At 38.9% G+C, this 19,172-nt stretch carries 23 protein-coding genes and 1 pseudogene; 20 read left to right on the top strand and 4 right to left on the bottom strand.

Features of this window, described 5'->3' with window-relative positions:
• The first annotated feature begins 13 nt into the window (after positions 1-13).
• The 15 genes from AC1ECF_RS09090 to AC1ECF_RS09020 all read left to right on the top strand — a co-directional run bounded on the left by AC1ECF_RS09090 (position 14) and on the right by AC1ECF_RS09020 (position 12,472).
• The gene (locus AC1ECF_RS09090) at positions 14-667 is read left to right on the top strand and encodes an adenylate kinase (protein ID WP_480389093.1); all 654 of its coding nucleotides are present in this window, start codon (positions 14-16) and stop codon (positions 665-667) included.
• A gap of 450 nt (positions 668-1,117) precedes the next feature.
• Entirely contained in the window at positions 1,118-1,336 is a 219-nt protein-coding gene (gene infA / locus AC1ECF_RS09085) for a translation initiation factor IF-1 (protein ID WP_016429904.1), read from the top strand.
• A 37-nt stretch (positions 1,337-1,373) separates the two neighbouring features.
• Positions 1,374-1,487 (top strand): 50S ribosomal protein L36, encoded by a 114-nt coding sequence (rpmJ, locus tag AC1ECF_RS09080; RefSeq protein ID WP_076758849.1) that lies wholly within the window; start codon positions 1,374-1,376, stop codon positions 1,485-1,487.
• Positions 1,488-1,510: 23 nt separating this feature from the next.
• On the top strand, positions 1,511-1,876 hold the full coding sequence (gene rpsM / locus AC1ECF_RS09075; protein WP_480389092.1) for a 30S ribosomal protein S13: 366 nt from the start codon (positions 1,511-1,513) through the stop codon (positions 1,874-1,876).
• Positions 1,877-1,901: 25 nt separating this feature from the next.
• Positions 1,902-2,291 carry a 30S ribosomal protein S11 gene (gene rpsK, locus AC1ECF_RS09070; RefSeq protein WP_480389091.1) on the top strand — a complete coding sequence of 130 codons (390 nt, stop codon included), beginning with the start codon at positions 1,902-1,904 and terminating at the stop codon, positions 2,289-2,291.
• A gap of 143 nt (positions 2,292-2,434) precedes the next feature.
• Positions 2,435-3,379 (top strand): DNA-directed RNA polymerase subunit alpha, encoded by a 945-nt coding sequence (locus tag AC1ECF_RS09065; protein ID WP_480389090.1) that lies wholly within the window; start codon positions 2,435-2,437, stop codon positions 3,377-3,379.
• A gap of 54 nt (positions 3,380-3,433) precedes the next feature.
• Positions 3,434-3,814, top strand: coding sequence for a 50S ribosomal protein L17 (gene rplQ / locus AC1ECF_RS09060; protein WP_480389089.1), 381 nt, complete (start codon positions 3,434-3,436; stop codon positions 3,812-3,814).
• A 312-nt stretch (positions 3,815-4,126) separates the two neighbouring features.
• Positions 4,127-4,975, top strand: coding sequence for an energy-coupling factor ABC transporter ATP-binding protein (locus AC1ECF_RS09055; RefSeq protein WP_480389088.1), 849 nt, complete (start codon positions 4,127-4,129; stop codon positions 4,973-4,975).
• Complete coding sequence (locus AC1ECF_RS09050; protein WP_480389087.1) at positions 4,951-5,817, top strand: energy-coupling factor ABC transporter ATP-binding protein; 867 nt, start codon at positions 4,951-4,953, stop codon at positions 5,815-5,817. Before AC1ECF_RS09055 ends, AC1ECF_RS09050 begins: the two co-directional genes overlap by 25 nt.
• 2 nt (positions 5,818-5,819) lie before the next feature.
• Positions 5,820-6,617 carry an energy-coupling factor transporter transmembrane component T family protein gene (locus tag AC1ECF_RS09045; RefSeq protein WP_480389086.1) on the top strand — a complete coding sequence of 266 codons (798 nt, stop codon included), beginning with the start codon at positions 5,820-5,822 and terminating at the stop codon, positions 6,615-6,617.
• Between the two features lie 10 nt (positions 6,618-6,627).
• Positions 6,628-7,380 carry a tRNA pseudouridine(38-40) synthase TruA gene (gene truA, locus AC1ECF_RS09040; protein ID WP_480389085.1) on the top strand — a complete coding sequence of 251 codons (753 nt, stop codon included), beginning with the start codon at positions 6,628-6,630 and terminating at the stop codon, positions 7,378-7,380.
• A gap of 168 nt (positions 7,381-7,548) precedes the next feature.
• On the top strand, positions 7,549-7,986 hold the full coding sequence (gene rplM, locus AC1ECF_RS09035; RefSeq protein ID WP_480389084.1) for a 50S ribosomal protein L13: 438 nt from the start codon (positions 7,549-7,551) through the stop codon (positions 7,984-7,986).
• A gap of 22 nt (positions 7,987-8,008) precedes the next feature.
• Positions 8,009-8,401, top strand: coding sequence for a 30S ribosomal protein S9 (gene rpsI / locus AC1ECF_RS09030; RefSeq protein ID WP_480389083.1), 393 nt, complete (start codon positions 8,009-8,011; stop codon positions 8,399-8,401).
• Positions 8,402-9,251: 850 nt separating this feature from the next.
• Positions 9,252-11,018 (top strand): glycoside hydrolase family 3 protein, encoded by a 1,767-nt coding sequence (locus AC1ECF_RS09025; RefSeq protein WP_480389082.1) that lies wholly within the window; start codon positions 9,252-9,254, stop codon positions 11,016-11,018.
• Between the two features lie 185 nt (positions 11,019-11,203).
• A complete protein-coding gene (locus tag AC1ECF_RS09020) occupies positions 11,204-12,472 on the top strand; it encodes a S41 family peptidase (protein WP_480389081.1) in 1,269 nt (422 codons plus the stop codon).
• Positions 12,473-12,617: 145 nt separating this feature from the next.
• Here AC1ECF_RS09020 and AC1ECF_RS09015 read toward each other — a convergent pair.
• Positions 12,618-12,880 (bottom strand): annotated as a pseudogene (locus tag AC1ECF_RS09015) (excalibur calcium-binding domain-containing protein).
• 196 nt (positions 12,881-13,076) lie between these two features.
• On the opposite strand from AC1ECF_RS09015, the gene AC1ECF_RS09010 reads away from it, so the two are divergent.
• From AC1ECF_RS09010 to AC1ECF_RS08995, 4 genes are all read left to right on the top strand, one after another.
• Positions 13,077-13,580 (top strand): GNAT family N-acetyltransferase, encoded by a 504-nt coding sequence (locus tag AC1ECF_RS09010; RefSeq protein ID WP_480389080.1) that lies wholly within the window; start codon positions 13,077-13,079, stop codon positions 13,578-13,580.
• 16 nt (positions 13,581-13,596) lie between these two features.
• Positions 13,597-14,781, top strand: coding sequence for an MFS transporter (locus AC1ECF_RS09005; protein ID WP_480389079.1), 1,185 nt, complete (start codon positions 13,597-13,599; stop codon positions 14,779-14,781).
• A gap of 51 nt (positions 14,782-14,832) precedes the next feature.
• On the top strand, positions 14,833-15,546 hold the full coding sequence (locus AC1ECF_RS09000) for an N-acetylmuramoyl-L-alanine amidase (protein ID WP_480389271.1): 714 nt from the start codon (positions 14,833-14,835) through the stop codon (positions 15,544-15,546).
• A 79-nt stretch (positions 15,547-15,625) separates the two neighbouring features.
• The gene (locus AC1ECF_RS08995; RefSeq protein ID WP_480389078.1) at positions 15,626-16,678 is read left to right on the top strand and encodes an Mrp/NBP35 family ATP-binding protein; all 1,053 of its coding nucleotides are present in this window, start codon (positions 15,626-15,628) and stop codon (positions 16,676-16,678) included.
• Between the two features lie 32 nt (positions 16,679-16,710).
• On the opposite strand, the gene gerD is transcribed toward AC1ECF_RS08995, so the two are convergent.
• Positions 16,711-17,316: a spore germination lipoprotein GerD gene (gene gerD / locus AC1ECF_RS08990; RefSeq protein WP_480389077.1), complete on the bottom strand. Its 606-nt coding sequence runs from the start codon at positions 17,314-17,316 to the stop codon at positions 16,711-16,713.
• Positions 17,317-17,455: 139 nt separating this feature from the next.
• Here gerD and AC1ECF_RS08985 point away from each other — a divergent pair, with 139 nt between their 5' ends.
• Positions 17,456-18,136 carry a KinB-signaling pathway activation protein gene (locus AC1ECF_RS08985; protein WP_480389076.1) on the top strand — a complete coding sequence of 227 codons (681 nt, stop codon included), beginning with the start codon at positions 17,456-17,458 and terminating at the stop codon, positions 18,134-18,136.
• 31 nt (positions 18,137-18,167) lie between these two features.
• Here AC1ECF_RS08985 and AC1ECF_RS08980 read toward each other — a convergent pair whose 3' ends face one another.
• A complete protein-coding gene (locus tag AC1ECF_RS08980; protein WP_480389075.1) occupies positions 18,168-18,827 on the bottom strand; it encodes a polysaccharide deacetylase family protein in 660 nt (219 codons plus the stop codon).
• A gap of 90 nt (positions 18,828-18,917) precedes the next feature.
• Positions 18,918-19,172: hypothetical protein (locus AC1ECF_RS08975; RefSeq protein WP_480389074.1), on the bottom strand; the 255-nt coding region annotated here is incomplete at its 5' end.

Raw genomic sequence — 19,172 nt, 5'->3', positions numbered from 1 at the left:
GGGGCATTAACGTATGAATATCGTTTTAATGGGTCTGCCTGGAGCTGGTAAAGGCACACAAGCAGATAAAATTGTTGAGAAGTACGCAATCCCTCATATTTCTACAGGCGATATGTTCCGTGCAGCTATGAAAGAAGGTACGGAGCTTGGTTTAAAAGCAAAATCGTATATGGATCAAGGTGCATTAGTACCTGATGAAGTAACGATTGGTATTGTTCGCGAAAGATTAAGCAAACCAGACTGTGATAAAGGATTCTTGCTTGATGGGTTTCCAAGAACCGTCCCACAGGCAGAGGCATTAGATGCTTTACTTGTTGATTTAAACAAGTCTGTGGATCACGTGGTGAACATTCAAGTTGAAAAAGATGAATTAGTCAAGCGTCTAACTGGTCGACGTATTTGTAAAGAATGCGGAACAGCTTATCATCTAGTGTTTAATCCTCCTGCAAAGGACGGGGTTTGTGACAAAGATGGTGGAGAGCTTTATCAACGTGCGGATGATAATCCGGAAACGGTGACTAACCGTCTGGAAGTAAATATGAAGCAAACACAGCCATTACTTGATTTTTATGATCAAAAAGGCGTGCTAACGAATATAGATGGCCAGCAAGATATTACAAAAGTCTTTGCTGACATTGATGCTCTGTTACAGGGCAACCGCATTTAAATAACCCGGTGCCCGTCTCAGACGACTATCCGGGAGTATGCAAGAAACGAAAATGTTTTTTTCGAGAGCTGCAAAAGCATATTGCGCCCGGTATACGTACCGGAGGAAATGAGAATGCTTTAAAGAGCGTCGGACCCCCTAGTCCACGTGCATTTTGGTTTCTGAAGGGGTATAATTGGTTTCGTGGAAGCATAAATCGAACGGGTACTAATGGAACTCATCCAACACATTCGGACGAACATGTTGACATGAGGGATAGGTTTCTTCCGTCAGTCTACTCGGGTGGATTGCAAGTAACGAAACCTTACGAGTGTCTTTCGAACATCTCTCATGATTTCCAAACATATGCTTATAGCGATTAGTTTCGTTTAATATGAGGCTATACTAACAGCAAATTACGTTTGAGTATTGATGAGAACCTGATTTGTATATAGAAGGGAGACAGGGTTGATGGCGAAAGATGATGTAATTGAAGTCGAAGGAACAGTTGTTGAGACTTTGCCAAACGCGATGTTTAAGGTAGAATTAGAAAACGGTCATACGATTCTTGCGCATGTATCGGGTAAAATTCGTATGCACTTCATCCGCATTTTACCTGGAGATAAAGTAACCATTGAATTATCTCCATACGATTTAACTCGCGGACGTATTACGTACCGTTTTAAATAATCTTTTGCACTCCGGACTACTAAGGAGGTTGGGTTAGATGAAAGTGAGACCATCTGTGAAGCCGATCTGCGAAAAATGTAAAGTAATTCGCCGACGCGGTAGAGTAATGGTAATCTGTGAAAATCCTAAACATAAACAAAGACAAGGATAATAAGAAGGAGGTGCACGACACATATGGCACGTATTGCTGGTGTTGACATTCCACGCGACAAACGCGTTGTTATATCATTAACATACATTTACGGAATTGGGAAAACTACTTCTCAAAAAGTTCTAGCTCAAGCTGGTATCTCTGAAGATACTCGTGTACGCGATTTAACTGAAGACGAATTAAACAAAATCCGTGAAGCAATCGGTACTTACAAGGTAGAAGGTGACCTTCGCCGTGAAGTATCATTAAACATCAAACGTTTAATGGAAATCGGATCTTTCCGTGGTATCCGCCACCGTCGCGGTTTACCTGTACGTGGACAAAATACGAAGAACAATGCTCGTACTCGTAAAGGTCCTCGTAAAACAGTTGCTAACAAGAAAAAATAATCGGTAAAGGAGGTTTCTTCTTAACATGGCACGTAAACAACAAACACGTAAGCGTCGTGTGAAAAAGAATATCGAATCTGGTATTGCTCACATTCGCTCTACATTTAACAATACAATTGTGACAATCACAGACATGCAAGGTAATGCAATTTCTTGGTCAAGTGCTGGGGCTCTTGGATTTAGAGGTTCTCGTAAATCTACTCCATTTGCTGCACAAATGGCTGCTGAAACAGCTGCAAAGTCTTCAATGGAACATGGTTTAAAAACTTTAGAAGTAACTGTTAAAGGTCCTGGTGCTGGTCGTGAAGCTGCAATCCGTGCACTTCAAGCTGCAGGTCTAGAAGTTACTGCAATTAAAGATGTTACACCAGTACCACATAATGGTTGCCGTCCACCAAAACGTCGTCGCGTGTAATAGGTGACTACTCGTTCATAATTATGTTTGAGAACATCATTTATTGTACAGACTGTAGTTGTGAAAAACAGCAATCAGTTAAACGATCGAATTCATGATGGAAAGACCTATACATTCGATGTTTTGAGGGAGGGTAAATTGGAATGATCGAAATTGAAAAACCAAAGATTGAAAGTGTAGAAATCAGCGAAAATGCCAAGTTTGGTAAATTTGTTGTAGAACCGCTCGAACGTGGCTATGGAACTACTTTGGGAAATTCTTTACGTCGTATCCTTCTGTCTTCATTACCAGGAGCAGCAGTAACTTCTATTCAAATAGATGGTGTATTACACGAATTCTCTACTATTGAGGGTGTTGTGGAAGATGTAGCATCTATTATTATGAATGTGAAAAAGCTAGCTTTAAAAATCTACTCTGATGAAGAAAAAGTCATAGAGATTGATTTTAAAGGAGAAGGAGTTATTACAGCAGCTGACATTACACATGACAGTGACGTAGAGATTTTAAATCCGGAGCTTTATATAGCTACAATCGGGAAAAATGGTCATTTCCGAATGCGTATGTACGCAAGTCGAGGCCGTGGCTACACTCCTGCTGATCAAAACAAACGTGAGGATCTTCCTATCGGCGTAATCCCGATCGACTCTATTTATACTCCAGTTTCACGCGTTAACTTTCAAGTGGAAAATACTCGAGTTGGACAACTGTCAAACTTTGATAAATTGACCCTTGATGTGTGGACAGATGGCAGCACCGGTCCAAAAGAGGCGATTTCTCTTGGAGCAAAAATACTAACAGAGCATTTAAATATTTTTGTAGGGATGACGGATGAGGCGAAGAGTGCTGAAATCATGGTTGAAAAAGAAGAAGACCAAAAAGAAAAAGTTTTAGAGATGACTATCGAAGAGCTTGATCTTTCGGTTCGTTCTTATAACTGCTTAAAACGTGCAGGTATTAATACTGTACTTGAGCTTGCAAGCAAGTCAGAAGACGACATGATGAAAGTAAGAAACCTTGGACGTAAATCTTTAGAAGAAGTTAGAGCGAAGTTAGATGAGCTTGGCTTAGGATTACGTAAAGAAGACTAAGCGAAATTTTGATATAGCTAGATATGAATTAATCACCAAAGGAGGGAAACATCCATGGGTTACAGAAAACTTGGACGTACAAGTTCTCAACGTAAAGCGATGTTACGTGACTTAGCAACTGACTTAATCATCCATGAGCGTCTTCAAACAACTGAAGCGCGTGCAAAGGAATTACGTTCTGTTGTTGAAAAAATGATCACTTTAGGTAAACGCGGTGACTTACACGCTCGTCGTCAAGCTGCTGCATATATTCGTCGTGAATTAGCAACAACTACTGATGAAGAAGGTAACGAGTCTACTGTTTTTGCTTTACAGAAATTGTTTGATGATGTTGCACCACGCTATGCTGACCGTCAAGGCGGTTATACTCGTATTATGAAAGTTGGTCCTCGTCGCGGAGATGGAGCACCAGTTGTAGTAATTGAGTTAGTTTAATTGAATGAACAGGGGAACCTGTTTTAAGTAAGAAGAAAGTTGAAGAGGGTTATGGTTTTTATTTACCATCCTCTTCTTTTTTCAAAACAGATTTATACGACATTATAAAAGCAGAGTGTTATGATGAGCGGACTTCTAGTAACGTCTCGTCTAGCTCTACGCACCTCATTTACAGATTGGGATTGAGCAACCAATCTAGAAATAAGTTATAGAAGAGCGCATTTCTCCAAATGAGGTGCGCGCTTTTTTAATTTGTCGTGAAAACATGAGATAATAGAGAGTAGCAGAGATGAGTGGGAGGAGGGCTTTAGAATGAAACCAGAAATAATATCCCTGCAACATACAATATATACATATGATGAAGAAGATACGACCAAGAGGCCTGCCGTAAATGATGTGTCCTTTTCTATATATGAAGGAGAATGGGTAGCAATTGTTGGTCATAATGGATCAGGAAAATCTACAATGGCTAAGTTAATGAATGGTCTTCTATTTCCTCAGGAGGGAAAGGTATACGTATTTGGAGAGCAATTGACCGAGGAAAATCTGTGGAATACACGTTCCCAGATGGGAATGGTGTTTCAAAATCCGGACAATCAATTTGTTGGTGCTACGGTTCAAGACGACGTGGCATTTGCTCTAGAGAACAACGGAGTCCCCTTTGAGGAAATGGTAGAACGGGTTAAAGATGCACTAGCAAGAGTAAACATGGTGGATTTCCTAAATAGCGAGCCACACCATTTATCGGGTGGGCAGAAACAACGAGTGGCAATAGCCGGTGCCATTGCTTTAAAGCCTAAGTTATTAATATTGGACGAAGCCACCTCTATGTTAGATCCGCAAGGAAAAGAAGAGGTGTTATCCACAGTAAGACAGCTGCGTGAGGAAACAGATTTAACGGTCATCTCCATCACCCATGATTTAGAGGAGACGCTTTTGGCAGACAGGGTGATCATGATGAATCAAGGGGAGAAGTATGCAGAAGGAACACCTCGCCAGATATTTGAGAAGGGTCAGGAGCTAGTAGACCTAGGTTTAGATTTACCGTTTGCCATGAACATGTCTAAGCTATTAATGTCAGAAGGCATCGAATTGCAAGCAGAACATATGTCGGAAGAAGAATTGGTGAATGATTTATGGACATCACACTTCAACAAGTAAGCTATGCCTATGCAAAGGATACCCCATTTGAAAAGCGTGCCTTGTTCCAAGTGGATATAAGCATACCAGCAGGCTCCTATCAGGCAATTATCGGTCATACTGGATCAGGGAAATCAACGGTTTTACAGCATCTAAATGGCCTGTTAAAGCCGACTGAGGGTATTGTTAGGCTTGGTGATGTAGAGGTGAAAGCAGGGCAGAAGAACAAGGATATACGTAGAGTAAGGCGAAAAGTTGGAATTGTCTTTCAGTTCCCGGAGCATCAATTGTTTGAAGAAACAGTTCTAAAGGACATTATGTTTGGACCAATGAATTACGGAGTTTCAGAGCAAGAGGCTAAGGCTAGAGCGGTAGAATTGATTGCCATGCTTGGTCTTCCGGAGGATGTGCTAGATAAATCACCCTTTGATCTATCAGGCGGACAGATGCGAAGAGTAGCCATTGCGGGTGTCTTGGCGATGAATCCAGAGGTATTAGTATTAGATGAGCCAACAGCCGGACTGGATCCTAGAGGACGTAAAGAAATCATGGAGCTTTTTTACCGAATTCATCAAGAAAAGGGCCTTACGACTGTTCTAGTTACACATAGTATGGAGGATGCAGCAAGATATGCCGACAGGATTGCTCTTATGCATAGAGGCAAATGTGTACTGGAGGGGTCTACAGAAGAAGTATTTGCAGATGAAGAAAGATTGTTAGATTATCGTTTGGAGCTTCCTCAAACAGTAAAGTTTCAGCGTACGCTAGAGAAGATGATGGGACGCAGGCTACCGACAATCTGCTTGACGGAGGAGCAGCTGGCAAAGGAATTAGCCCTATTTCTAAAGGAAGGGCGTGAGTAAGTATGCTAGAAAAAATGATCTTTGGCAGATTCATCCCTGGTGATTCCTTTATTCACCGAATGGATGCAAGAGCAAAGCTAATTTATGTGTTTTTATTCATTGCAATCGTCTTTATTGCAAATAACTGGATTACGTATGGCATTCTTATTTTGTTTACATTCATGATTATCAGATTGTCTAAAATTCGGTTCTATTTTTTAATTAATGGCTTAAAGCCAGTCGTTATCTTAATTATCTTCACGTTTTTATTGCATCTTTTCTTTACAAGAGAAGGGTCAGTAATTTTGGAATGGAAGTTTATTCGTATATACGAGGAAGGGTTAAAGCAAGGGATCTTTATTTCTATCCGATTCTTTGTTCTAGTGATTTTAACATCTATTCTAACGTTAACTACTACTCCCATCTCTATAACCGACGCTATTGAGATATTGTTGGGACCACTAAAAAAATGGAAGCTTCCTGTTCATGAGCTTGCACTAATGATGTCAATTTCTCTTCGCTTTATCCCAACGCTTATGGATGAAACGGATAAGATTATGAAGGCACAAATGGCAAGAGGCTCAGATATGACCACAGGCCGGATGAGAGAGCGCCTAAAGGCAGTAGTTCCACTGCTAATCCCGTTGTTTGTAAGTGCGTTCAAACGAGCGGATGATCTTGCTACAGCAATGGAGGTAAGAGGATACAAGGGCGGAGAAGGTAGGACAAGATATCGTCAGCTCTCGTGGTCTACTAGAGACACAATGAGCTTACTTTCTTTAGTAATATTAGCTGCTTTACTTTTCTATTTTAGGCAGTAATGGAGGATTTATGGTGAGACTTCGAGCAGTCATCAGCTACGATGGAAGTCAGTTTTCTGGTTATCAGGTACAGCCAGGAAAGCGGACCGTTCAATTAGAATTAGAGAAGGTTTTAACAAAGATTCATAAGGGAGAGGCTGTCAGAGTAGTTGCGAGCGGTAGAACAGATGCCGGGGTTCATGCAACTGGACAGGTCATTCACTTTGATACTACTTATACATTTCCTATGGATCGGTGGAGAACGGCATTAAACGTTCAGCTTCCCAAGGATATACGAGTACTCTCCGTGAAGCAGGTAAGGGATGATTTTCATGCCCGCTTTGATACGACTGGGAAGACTTATCGGTATATATGGTCGTTAAGTGACGTACACAGCCCATTTGAGCGACATTACAGCGTTCATGCAGAAAGATATCGTCCAAATATCGAAAGCATGAGAGCTGCCTCTAGACATCTTTTAGGGACACATGACTTTTCAAGCTTTTGTGCATCCAATACAAGTGTGAAGGATTTTGTAAGAAGTGTTCAGTCTATTGAATTTATATGGCATGAACAGTCGAAACAGCTGCACATGATCATCAGTGGAAATGGATTTTTGTATAATATGGTTCGGATTATTGCAGGTACTCTCTGGGAGGTTGGAATTGGAAAAATAGGGGAAGAAGACCTACCTAGGATTTTGCATTCCTGCGACAGAAAAAAGGCCGGAAAAACCGCACCAGCACACGGTTTATACCTGGAGGAAGTAAGGTATAAGGATTGAAGCAACTTTTCCAGGTGTTTTATGAAAAATACTTGACTATTGTATGCTCCTGGGGTATGATGATGTATGGTATTTTCATTAACCCCACAATATAAGCCCCGAAACTTATTGGTATGAGGATATAGAAAATTTTAGATCGAAAACGATTGAATTAGGAGGACAAAATACATGCGTACAACATTCATGGCTAAAGGTCACGAAGTAGAGCGTAAATGGTTAGTGATCGACGCTGAAGGCCAAACTCTTGGTCGTCTTGCTTCTGAAGTAGCTGCTATCTTACGTGGAAAAAATAAACCAACTTTCACTCCAAACGTTGACACTGGTGATCACGTTATCATCATCAATGCGGAGAAAATTCACTTAACTGGTAACAAGTTAAATGACAAAATTTACTACCGTCACACTCAATATGCTGGTGGTCTTAAACAACGTACTGCATTAGAAATGCGTAATAACTACCCAACAAAAATGATTGAATTAGCAATCAAAGGCATGCTTCCTAAAAACACTTTAGGACGTCAAATGTTCGGTAAGCTTCATGTTTATGCTGGAGCAGAACATCCACATGCAGCACAAAAACCAGAAGCTTATGAGCTTCGCGGATAATAATTAAGAGGAGGACATACCCTTGGCACAAGTTCAATATATCGGCACTGGTCGCCGTAAAAGTTCAGTAGCTCGCGTACGTTTAGTACCAGGCGAAGGAAACATTGTTATCAACAATCGTAGCATCGAAGATTATGTACCATACGAAACTTTACGTGAAATAATTAAACAACCTTTAGTAACTACTCAAACTCTAGGTAGCTATGATATTCACGTAAACGTTAACGGTGGTGGATTCACAGGTCAAGCTGGAGCTATCCGTCACGGAATCGCTCGTGCTCTACTTACTGTAGACCCTGACTTCCGTCCAGCTCTTAAATCTGCTGGATTCTTAACACGTGACCCACGTATGAAAGAGCGTAAAAAATACGGTCTTAAAGGCGCGCGTCGTGCACCTCAGTTCTCAAAACGTTAATATATTACGTTTCAAGACTCTCAACCTTTTTGGTTGGGGGTCTTTTTTAATGGAAGAATGACTGTTGACCGACAACTCATCTTATCCTCCCATAAAAAAATACAGAGTGACAATCTTCTAACCGTTCAATAAATTCTTCTTTACTGAACTTGTGCAAGAAAAGTTTTGAAGTGTATTGTTTGGGTTTTGTATAATTTCTTGTCTTCTGCTCAAATTATGAAAAGGTAAACCTACCACTTAAAAATCATTCAATGCTTTAAAAGAAATCGTTGCTAACTTGCTGATTGTAGCCTAAAGAAATGTTGACAGGCCAAACGCCATTATTGTGATCACTGGTAAAAAGGTGAAGTGTCTAATGGTTTGTGCTTTAAAAGATAGTCATAAATATAGAGGCTTATCTTTTTGTCATCAGAAAATCCTGGTCTATATTCCTAGTATAAAAATTACATTACATGATGAAGTGTTGACACTTTATATAGCATGTTATATAAAATACATAGGGTGCTATATAGATCGTGGTGAAGTTGTGAGTAAGAGAGAAAAACTCCAATTTTACCTATAAGTATTTTAAAGAGACAAACATTAGCTTGGTTAAACAATGGGTTTTTATTTAAGAATAGGTAAATTCCCAACAAGCAAATGGCTTATCTTTTGAACAAGCAAAGACAGTTATCAAAGATTATGAGTGGGCACTGAAATCACTCGAATCCTTCGATTAAATTGGTTCATATTTGTTTAGAATACGTTAAAAACAGAATTGCTGAAAATGCTATAAAGATAAACGAATGATTTTTTACACGAATGTATAGGTACCTATATTAAAATCATCAGCAGAGGAGTATTACAAGAAATGACTAAAGTTGACTTAAAAGCAAAACCTTATTTTTTATCTGACTCAGATATTCAATGGGTTACAGAAACGATCGCTTCAATGTCAATTGAAGAAAAAATCGGTCAATTATTTGTGAACATGGGATCTAGCCGTGATAAAGAATATTTGACAAGTGTTTTAGACAATTATCATATCGGTGCTGTTCGCTATAACCCAGGTACAGCGGAAGAAGTATACGACCAAAATAAAATTCTTCAAGAAAACAGTAAAATTCCTTTATTAATTGCAGCAAATACAGAGGCAGGCGGTAACGGTGCTTGTACAGATGGTACAGAAGTTGGGCTAGAAGTTAAAATCGGTGCAACAAAAGACGCTAAATGGGCGTATGAAATGGGCCGAGTTTCTGGTGTAGAAGCTTCTGCAATCGGATGTAACTGGAGCTTTGCGCCAGTCGTTGATATTAGCATGAACTGGCGTAACCCAATCATCTCAAACCGTATTTTCGGTTCTGACCCGGACCAAGTTCTAGAAATGAGCTTAGCGTACATGAAAGGTATCCAGGAAAGCGGAATCGCTCCTGCTGCTAAACATTTCCCAGGAGACGGTGTTGATGAGCGTGACCACCATTTATCTTTCGCACCTAATCACTTATCTTGCGAAGAGTGGGATGCTACATTTGGAAAGGTGTATCAAGGTTTAATTGATGCTGGTCTACCATCAATTATGGCTGGTCATATTCATCAACCAGCTTACTCAAAATTCTTCAACCCTGAATTAACAGATGAAGATTTATTACCAGCATCACTTTCTAAAGAATTAATCACAGACTTATTACGTGGTAAATTAGGATTTAACGGTGTTGTTGTAACAGATGCTAGTCACATGGTAGCGATGACATCTGCAATGAAACGTAGAGATATGCTTCCTACTGCTATTGCAGCTGGTTGTGACTTATTCTTATTCTTCAACGATCCAGATGAAGACTTCGGTTTCATGATGGATGGATACAAAAACGGTGTTATCACTGAGGAGCGTTTAGAAGCAGCTCTTACTCGTATCCTAGGTCTTAAAGCGTCACTAGGACTTCATAAAAAAGCGAAAACAGAAATCATGATGCCAAAAGAAGAAGCAATGAAACAAATCGGTCTTCCTGAAAATGTAGCGCTATTTAAAGAAGTTGCTGATCGCGCCATTACATTGGTAAAAGACAAACAAGATATCTGGCCTGTTACTCCTGAGAAATACAAACGAGTATTATTGGTTAACGTAAAAACGGCAGAAGGCGCATTTACTAAATTAATTAGCGGAAATAAACCTAAGCCAATTGATCTTCTGAAAGCAGAACTTGAATCAAAAGGCTTTGAAGTGGAAATTCACGTATCACCAATGGATAAAATCTCTGAATTACCACCAGAAGAACAAATGAAGAGCATCGCGAATGCTTATGCAGCAAAACGTCCTATTAAAGACTTAACCGACAAATATGATTTAATCATTAATGTTGCAAACGTTAAACCGGGTGAAGTAGTACAACGTATGACATGGAATGCTTTAAAAGGAACACCTGATATTCCATTCTATGTTCACGAAATACCGACTATTTTCGTTTCTGTAAATTACCCATTCCACTTAGCGGATGTTCCTCAAGTGAAAACATACATTAATGCGTATGATGGTAACAAAGGAACAATTGAATTATTAGTTGAAAAATTGATGGGTCAATCTGAATTTAAAGGTGAAGACCCAGTTGACGCATACTGCGGCTTTAAAGATACTCGCATTTAATTAACAAATAACCTGAACACCCTTAAGTTAGAGTAAAACTAACTTAAGGGTGTTTTTTCATGCAGTCTTTGTCTAACGCCAGCGTCTGCCGATAGGGGAAAAAAGAAGGAATTATACTTAGGAGATAGAATCATTATAATATGTAATTTTTTGGAACATCACTAATGCGAAAGAGGAGAATTAGAATGAGCTATCTGTCTATTTTTGAAGAAATAGTATCTATTACTAATACTGACTATGCTGGCTTTGAGGATAAGAGAGGCTGGGGGAAGCCAGATACTTATAGAAGAAAAATCAAAGGCATGGAAGCTGCAAATGAATTGACCCCAAATAAATTCACGAATCTCATTAATGACTATCTTGCCGATTTTCAGGATCACCATATGTATTTTGTGTTACACGGGAGTGAAGGAGCAAGGCCTGAAACAATTGGCTTTCAGGTGCGGAGAAGCGGGGATCTTTTATATATTACGGATGTTCAGGAGGAAAGCAGATTAAAGAAGGGTGATGCCATTCTATTAATAGATGGCAAAACCATACCCTCTATAGCTAGTGAAGAAAGTAGACTAATCGGGGAAACGATGGTTGAAAGACAGCATTGGATGCCTGTTCTTTTAGGAACAGAGCGTATAGAGTTACAGAATGGGCTTCAACTAGAAATAAATAAATACGAAAGAAAAGAACGAGCTCCTATTTACCGTGCTGAAAATCTTACGAGGGAGACACTGATGCTCACCTTCTCAGACTTTAACGATTATCAAGCTATCCGCCATTTTATTGAGCAAAATAAGCCTCGACTTCAAAAAGCAAAAAATCTCATCATAGACGTACGAAATAACAAAGGTGGGAATGTACATGCTGTTGATGAGTTGCTCCCATTTCTTTTTAAGCAAGAGGAAAAACCAAGCTCTGAGATTCCGGAAAGAGAGTTTAACTGCACTAGCAGGAATGTGGAGCTATTTTCGAAACAAGTAAGTGAGGCAAAAAGTTTTCAAATAGATGAACAAACACTAAACATGTTAGAGACTGCTCTTTCTACTTTAGATTCAAATAGAGATGTGGGTTTTACTGTTATTGATTTTTCTTCTTATATTGAAGAAATGGGAGATGAATTTCAAGGAGAGAGATATCCGCTAAACGTTATCCTGTTAACGGATTATGGATGTGCAAGTGCTGGGGAGGACTTTGTGAGAGTAGCATTGGAATCTTCTAAGGTCACAGTGGTCGGCCGTGCAACGATGGGAATAAACGATTACAGTGATTTACTACAAGTCACATGGAATGGAGAATTCTCTTTCTTCTATCCGTTTTCTAGGGTAAAAGAAAAAACGGTTGTGGACTCAATTCACGGGAAAGGGATTAAGCCACATTATTATATTGAATGGTCACCTGATTTCATTCATCAAGACAAGGACTTGGAGCTGGCATTAGAAATGCTTGAAGTGAAAATATAATATACAAAGTCCTGACCAACATTCTGTTTCCCTCATAGAAAGCGTCCGAAGCAGCGGAGAACCTGAGTTCTAAAAACAAGTAAGCACTTATGACCTTTATCAAATGATAGATCATAAGTGCTTACTCATTCGATTTGCCCCAGCCTTATTTTTCGCAAGCAATTCCGTCTTTGTCTCGATCCTTGCTTTTATTTGCTTCATACAATTCTTTTGAGACATGTGGCTTGTGCTTTGTTTTACCACCTTTGTTTTTTACGGAAGTCGTTTTAGCAACTCCACCCTTATAATCCTTGTTTAGCTCTGTACAGTTTTTATAAATTTTGCTCCTGCTTCTACATTATTAGCAAATCCGTATGAGATGCTAAAGAGCAAAACGAAAGAAAGAATAGCCGCAAACATTCTCTTCATTTATAAACCCCTATTATTTACCTTTTCGTATCAATATACTCCAAATCGTAGTATGAAGCAATAGAGTTATCACCTGGGAAATAATTTGTATATTTTAGTAGATTTCTATTAATTAAGAATTATGTAAAAGGATATTGTATCCCTTTTGGGAGAGGTGTATAGTAAGGGACGATTAAAACAGTTAGGGGGGAGTTAAGTGATTGAATCGGAAAGGTTCATCTATCGAAAGTACGAGGATAGTGACTTGGAGTTTTTAGCTTCCATGCTCTCTGATCCTGAAATGGTGAAATTTATTGGGGGAGGAAACACTCGAAATCTACAGGAGTCCAAGGAATTTTTAGCTTGGATCTATGGTCATTATCAGAGCGATGATGAATATGGGTTAAAATTGATGATTCGTAAAAGCGATGGAGCTCTTGTAGGTCACGCAGGAATAGTTCCTCAACGGATAGAGGGAATGGAGGAATTAGAAATAGGTTACTGGATTGCAAGTGATTATTGGGGTAAAGGGTATGCAAGTGAGGCTGCGCAAACGTTTAAGAAGAGGGGGACTGAAGTAATAAAAGCAAATCGGCTCATTTCTTTGATTCAAATAGCTAATAAAGCTTCTAGAAAAGTTGCCGAAAAAATAGGTATGGCTTTGGAAAAGGAAATTATGCTTAAGGGCAAGGAAGTCTGTGTTTATGTATATAACAAATAGAGAGAAGCTGTGATTGATGAGAAATAAGTTTAATGTGGTAACTACCACTTTACTTGCGAGTATCTTTTTAGCTCGCTTTGGAACCTTTCTAGTAATACCGTATCTAACGCTATTTTTATTGAATGAATTTGATTTTACGGGAGTTCAAATAGGGACAATTCTATCTACCCTTGCATTTTCTGGACTTATTATGAGTTTTTTTATAGGACCCTATATCGACAAGTTCCCGAAAAATAAAGTTATATTAGCGGGTCTTGTAGGATATCTGGCATGCTATATCTATTTCCCTTTTATTGATGAATATGCTGGGTTTATCGTATTTGCGGTTGTGTTAGGGATGAGTCAATCTACAGTGGAGCCTACATACCGAGTACTTCTGAGTCTCTATACAGAGCCCGAAAATAGGAGACTTATCTTCAATATCCGCTATTTTTTAATTAATATATCGGCAGCTATCGCACCACTAACATCTGTCTATTTTCAAAGGTTTGGGTTAGAAAATATCTTCTTTGCAGTAGCTTTCATCTTCTTTATAAACATACTTACCTTCCTGGTGTTATTTAAGAGGTATCCAGTGGAGCAGCCGATTGTTCCGGCTAGGAAGCCGAGTATTTTCTCCTCCTTTTACGTTTTTAAGAAAGACTATGCGTTTGGAGTATTTGTTTTAGGCTTAATCTTTATTAGCTTTGGCTATAGTCAATTTGATTCCACTTTCAGTCAATATCTTGGAAAAACCTTTGATGTAGAGATAGCCGTTCAATATTTTGCTTGGCTAATTACGACAAATGCTATTACAGTGTTAATCATTCAATATTTTGTCTATAAGATTGGAGAGAAAATTAGTACTACTACTTCTATCATGATTGGTAGTGGAATGCTTGCACTTGGGCTGCTAGTCTTCGGTCAAAGCCCAAATATTGTCGTTCTAATAATAGCAATGGTCATTTTTACTGCAGGTGAAGTGCTCGTTTTTACAATGGTAGATATACATATAGATGGAATGTGCGAGGACCATGAGAAGGGAACCTACTTTGCTCTGTCTGGAGTGAAATCGATTGGGAGAATATTAGGTCCGAGTACAGGGGGGCTTTTATTGGATAATGTAGGTAGTGGAGCAGCCGTCTTTTTTATTATTTCCGTAGTAACCCTACTGGCTGTTCCTTCTTTTTTCATTAGCTCAAAAATCAAGCCTCGTTTCTAATCATACTCTTTGTCCCTCATACGTATAATGAGTGCAAAAGGAGAGATGAATCTGAAAAAATGGCTAGTAATATCTGTGTTGTTTTTAGTATCTCTAGTTGCAGTAGTATATGGTACAAGAGCGAGTGATATTGGTTTCTTTTTACCAGAGCCACTAGCTGGGGTGAAGATTGTCATTGACCCGGGACACGGGGGAATTGATGGTGGTGCAAGTCATGGAGAGATTGTGGAAAGAGATATTACCTTGGCTATGTCACTAAAGCTAGAGAAGTTGTTAAAGTCTCAAGGGGCAACAGTGGTAATGACTCGTAGTAAAGAAGGAGATGCAATTGCGGAGCATAGGCCGAACGAAGAATATCGAACGACGCGTTCGCGGAAAGTAGCAGATCTTCTTTTGCGAGAAGAAATTATTAATAATACAAAGCCAGATATCGTTATTAGCCTTCATGTTAATGCAGTGCCGGAAGATAGATGGAGAGGCGCTCAAGTTTTTTACCATGCAACGGGCCATGAGAATAGTGAGCCTTTGGCAAAAGCAATTCAGGCATCTATTCGAAATAATATTGGCAACACGGAAAGAGAAGCGCTTTCTATTAAACAAGTTTATGTGTTGAAAAAGGCAAATGCACCTGCTGTATTAGTTGAAACAGGGTTTATAAGTAATGACGAGGAGCGGGCTCTTCTCACTACTGATAAGTATCAAAATCAAATGGTGGAAGCGATTGCAGATGGTATACGCTCGTATGTTGAGGAAACCGTTTATTAGGCAATCTTAGGGAATCTAGACACCTACCTATGGTATACTAGTAAAGATGATTTTATCTTTTAAGGGGAGTGTCTACAAAATGATTAATGAACAACAAGTTCGTGCGTTACTTGGAGAATTAACAGATCCATTTTTACATAGAACTCTAGAAGAAACAAATGGGATTACCCAGGTCTCTATTAAAGAAGAGAAGCAACATGTGAGTGTAAAATTGGCTATTGCAAAGGTTAATTCTGCCGAGCAAATGCAACTTCAAACAAAGGTAGTAGATATATTAAAAAAAGCTGGAGCTAACACAGTTGGAATACGCTTTGAGGAATTGCCGAAAGAAGTGTTGGAGCAGTTCCGTGGGAAGGGCACGGAGGGGGACAGTGAGAATTTATTATCTCCAAACAGTAAAGTAAAAATTATCTCCATCGCTTCTGGTAAAGGAGGAGTTGGGAAATCTACTGTTTCTGTTAACCTTGCCGTAGCATTAGCGCGATTAGGGAAAAAAGTAGCGTTAGTAGATGCCGATATTTATGGCTTTAGCGTTCCTGATATGATGGGGGTTAAGGACGTACCACAAATTAAAAATGATCGTATTATTCCGGTAGAGAGAAAAGGTGTAAAGGTTATCTCTATGGGATTCTTTGTAGAAAACAATGCTCCAGTTGTATGGCGTGGACCAATGCTAGGAAAAGTATTAGATCAATTCTTTAAAGATGTGGAATGGGGAGAGCTAGACTTTCTACTATTAGACTTACCACCAGGAACTGGAGATGTAGCATTGGATATCCATCAAATGCTACCGGCTTCTAAGGAAATCGTTGTAACAACTCCTCATCCAACGGCAGCATTCGTTGCAGCTAGAGCTGGTGCTATGGCACTTCAAACAGATCATGAGATTCTAGGTGTCATTGAAAACATGGCTTGGTTTGAATCTAAATCGACTGGTGAAAAGGAATTTGTATTTGGAAAAGGTGGAGGTCCAAAGCTTGCTGAAGAGCTTCGAACAGACCTACTTGGCCAAATACCACTTGGTCAGCCTGACTGGAATGACATAGATTTCGCTCCATCCGTTTACGGAGAAGATCATGATACAGGAAAGCTATACTTAGATATAGCAAAAAAAGTAATCGAAAAATCATAAGAAAAGGGCCGTTTCCTATAAAGGAAGCGGCCTTATTTTCCGGAACCTTCTCCGCCTTTTCCTCCATCTCCACCTTCTTTGCTTTCTTTATCTTTTGATTCTCCGCCTTCTTCGGATTTACCACCAGCTTCTTCCACAAGCTTTTGCCATTTTGCTTGTAAGGCAGGACTATTGATAGTTTCTTCTACTACCTTTTCCATTTCCTTTCGAATGTCACTCGACTTTAGAGCCTTTTCCAACTCTTTTTTCATTTCTGGAGAAGAAAAGAATGCTTCTAAATCCTTCAGGTAGTCTGAGTCCTTCATCATGTTCTTCATCAAGTCCTCTTGCTGCTTCTGCATGCTCTTTGCCATCGTTTCAGAGAACTTTGGATCTTGATATACTTCTTTCCAAAAATCCTCGGCCTTTTTCGAAAGCATCGTTTCTTCCACAGATTTTTTAACCTGATCATTTTCAATGATTAGCATGTCTTGGAACTGGGAGTCAGCTAAGATAGTACGAAGAGCTTTTTTCCCTTCCTCTGTCTGTAGCGCATCAACCACCATTTTTTTATTATCTTCATAAGAAATGTTCGTTGAAGAGTCGCTACACCCTGCTAAAACGACAAGTGTAAATAAAATTAAGGAAAAATATTTCATTATATACTTCACCCTCCTTTCATGTATTGTTCACATTTACTTGAGAAATATGTATTGACTTCAGGAAGAAATAGATTTTTCTATATCTTATTTGATACAATCAAATGAGGAAATAGAATTATATGGAGGAAATTTCGCTGTGACTATTCGAAATTGGTTTAAATTTTTTATAAATGCTATGTTAATAGGTGGGATTACAACGGGTATATTAGGATTATTTATCCGTTGGGACGACGCTTTTGCAAAATACTTTGAAGCAGGTGAATGGGGTGAGTTCCTTGCTGCCTTTGCTTTTATGGTAGTTATGGGATTCACTATAAGTGTTATTGCGCAAATGGGCTTCTTTGCATATTTAACTATTCACCAAATGGGCGTGAATATATTCAGATCCTTAACACTTTGGAACTGGGTACAATTATTAATCATCGCGTTTGTTATTTTTGATTTAATTTTCTTCCGATTCCGCCCGAATGCTGAGACGTCTGCTGATGTTTGGCTTTATACAGGTCTATTGGCTATCTTAATTATTACTGCTGTGGTTGTAGCAATTATTAAAGCGAATAAAACAAAAAAACATGCCCTTATCTCTGCGATGTTTTTCATGATTGTTGTATCAACGATTGAATGGCTGCCAGTGTTAATGGTTAGAGCGGATAATGTCGATAGCTGGGTTACTTTATTATTGTTCCCAATCTTAGCTGTTAATGCATATCAATTAATTGCTCTACCAAAATACAATGCAAAATCTGACGAAGATCGCGCGAAATTAGAGGCTAGAAGAAAAGCGAGAAGAGAAGGAAATGCTGTAAAAAAAGATTAAAAAAAGCATCGGCTGTGTGCCGATGCTTTTTTTAATTTGGATAGGACTTTGTTTTAACCTTTAACTCAAAAATGTTTTGTTCAATTGTGACAAAATCTGTTGTTTGAAGAATCTTAGAAAGTTCTTTTATGTCTACTCGTTCTTGTTGGTGAAGAGGTACAGTAATGATATCACCTTTTTCTAGCTTAGGAAATTCTTCTAACCAATACTTACTCGATCCCAGGGAGTTTATCTCGTGCGCCCATGCTTGTTTTTGTAATTCGTATGGAAACTCGTAGTCTATCGTTCTAAACCATAAAGGTTTCTTTCCTATCGCCTTTTCAAAGCGCTCTACTTCTCTGTCGAATAATCCTTTATCTTCTATATAAGTGATACCTTCTTTTCCTAATAGTCCGATTGGGATTTTCTTTTCATTCATTAACTCAATTATTTCTTCCGACCTTTCGATCCACTCAATACTTATAAAAAACTGAGGGTATGGAGTCTCTAAGTTATTAATAAGTTCCTGGACGTCCTCTCTTCCGAAGGTTAAATCAATCGTTAGAGTATTTCCGTAAGTACCTTGAGAGATGACTGTTGGGTTTTCCGTTACTTGAAATACAGGTAGTAAGCTAGGATAATTGCTAGGATAGATTAAGAGTAAGAAGAATAAAAACAATGAGGAGACTATTATTAAAAGCCTTGTTTTCAAAGCACACACACCTTTTCGAATTGGTATTTAGTTAATTTTATGATTTGCTGTTGACATTCATGTTTAAAAGATGCTAAGATACAAAAGTCGTCAAAACGACAGCGTAACTTGATTGAAAAACTCAAAAAAAGTTCTTGACTTTGGTTTTGATGAATGATAGAATGATTGAGCTGCTAAATCAGTAGCGCAAACTAATGAAGATAAAAAAGTTCTTGACTCTTCGATAAGAAGATGATAAACTTGAGAAGTTGTCAAAAAAACAACTGACATGAACATTGAAAACTGAACATGCAAAACGTCAAGATATACAGCGATTGAAACATATCGCAAAACAAACATGACATC

Source organism: Psychrobacillus sp. Z3-81 (assembly GCF_056620325.1).
This window is presented reverse-complemented; position numbering and strand designations above follow the sequence as displayed.

Coding starts and splice junctions, on each gene's coding strand:
- AC1ECF_RS09090 (WP_480389093.1), top strand. CDS start 14: ATGAATATCGTTTTAATGGGTCTGCCTGGAGCTGGTAAAGGCACACAA.
- infA (WP_016429904.1), top strand. CDS start 1,118: ATGGCGAAAGATGATGTAATTGAAGTCGAAGGAACAGTTGTTGAGACT.
- rpmJ (WP_076758849.1), top strand. CDS start 1,374: ATGAAAGTGAGACCATCTGTGAAGCCGATCTGCGAAAAATGTAAAGTA.
- rpsM (WP_480389092.1), top strand. CDS start 1,511: ATGGCACGTATTGCTGGTGTTGACATTCCACGCGACAAACGCGTTGTT.
- rpsK (WP_480389091.1), top strand. CDS start 1,902: ATGGCACGTAAACAACAAACACGTAAGCGTCGTGTGAAAAAGAATATC.
- AC1ECF_RS09065 (WP_480389090.1), top strand. CDS start 2,435: ATGATCGAAATTGAAAAACCAAAGATTGAAAGTGTAGAAATCAGCGAA.
- rplQ (WP_480389089.1), top strand. CDS start 3,434: ATGGGTTACAGAAAACTTGGACGTACAAGTTCTCAACGTAAAGCGATG.
- AC1ECF_RS09055 (WP_480389088.1), top strand. CDS start 4,127: ATGAAACCAGAAATAATATCCCTGCAACATACAATATATACATATGAT.
- AC1ECF_RS09050 (WP_480389087.1), top strand. CDS start 4,951: ATGGACATCACACTTCAACAAGTAAGCTATGCCTATGCAAAGGATACC.
- AC1ECF_RS09045 (WP_480389086.1), top strand. CDS start 5,820: ATGCTAGAAAAAATGATCTTTGGCAGATTCATCCCTGGTGATTCCTTT.
- truA (WP_480389085.1), top strand. CDS start 6,628: ATGGTGAGACTTCGAGCAGTCATCAGCTACGATGGAAGTCAGTTTTCT.
- rplM (WP_480389084.1), top strand. CDS start 7,549: ATGCGTACAACATTCATGGCTAAAGGTCACGAAGTAGAGCGTAAATGG.
- AC1ECF_RS09025 (WP_480389082.1), top strand. CDS start 9,252: ATGACTAAAGTTGACTTAAAAGCAAAACCTTATTTTTTATCTGACTCA.
- AC1ECF_RS09020 (WP_480389081.1), top strand. CDS start 11,204: ATGAGCTATCTGTCTATTTTTGAAGAAATAGTATCTATTACTAATACT.
- AC1ECF_RS09005 (WP_480389079.1), top strand. CDS start 13,597: ATGAGAAATAAGTTTAATGTGGTAACTACCACTTTACTTGCGAGTATC.
- AC1ECF_RS08995 (WP_480389078.1), top strand. CDS start 15,626: ATGATTAATGAACAACAAGTTCGTGCGTTACTTGGAGAATTAACAGAT.
- gerD (WP_480389077.1), bottom strand. CDS start 17,316: ATGAAATATTTTTCCTTAATTTTATTTACACTTGTCGTTTTAGCAGGG.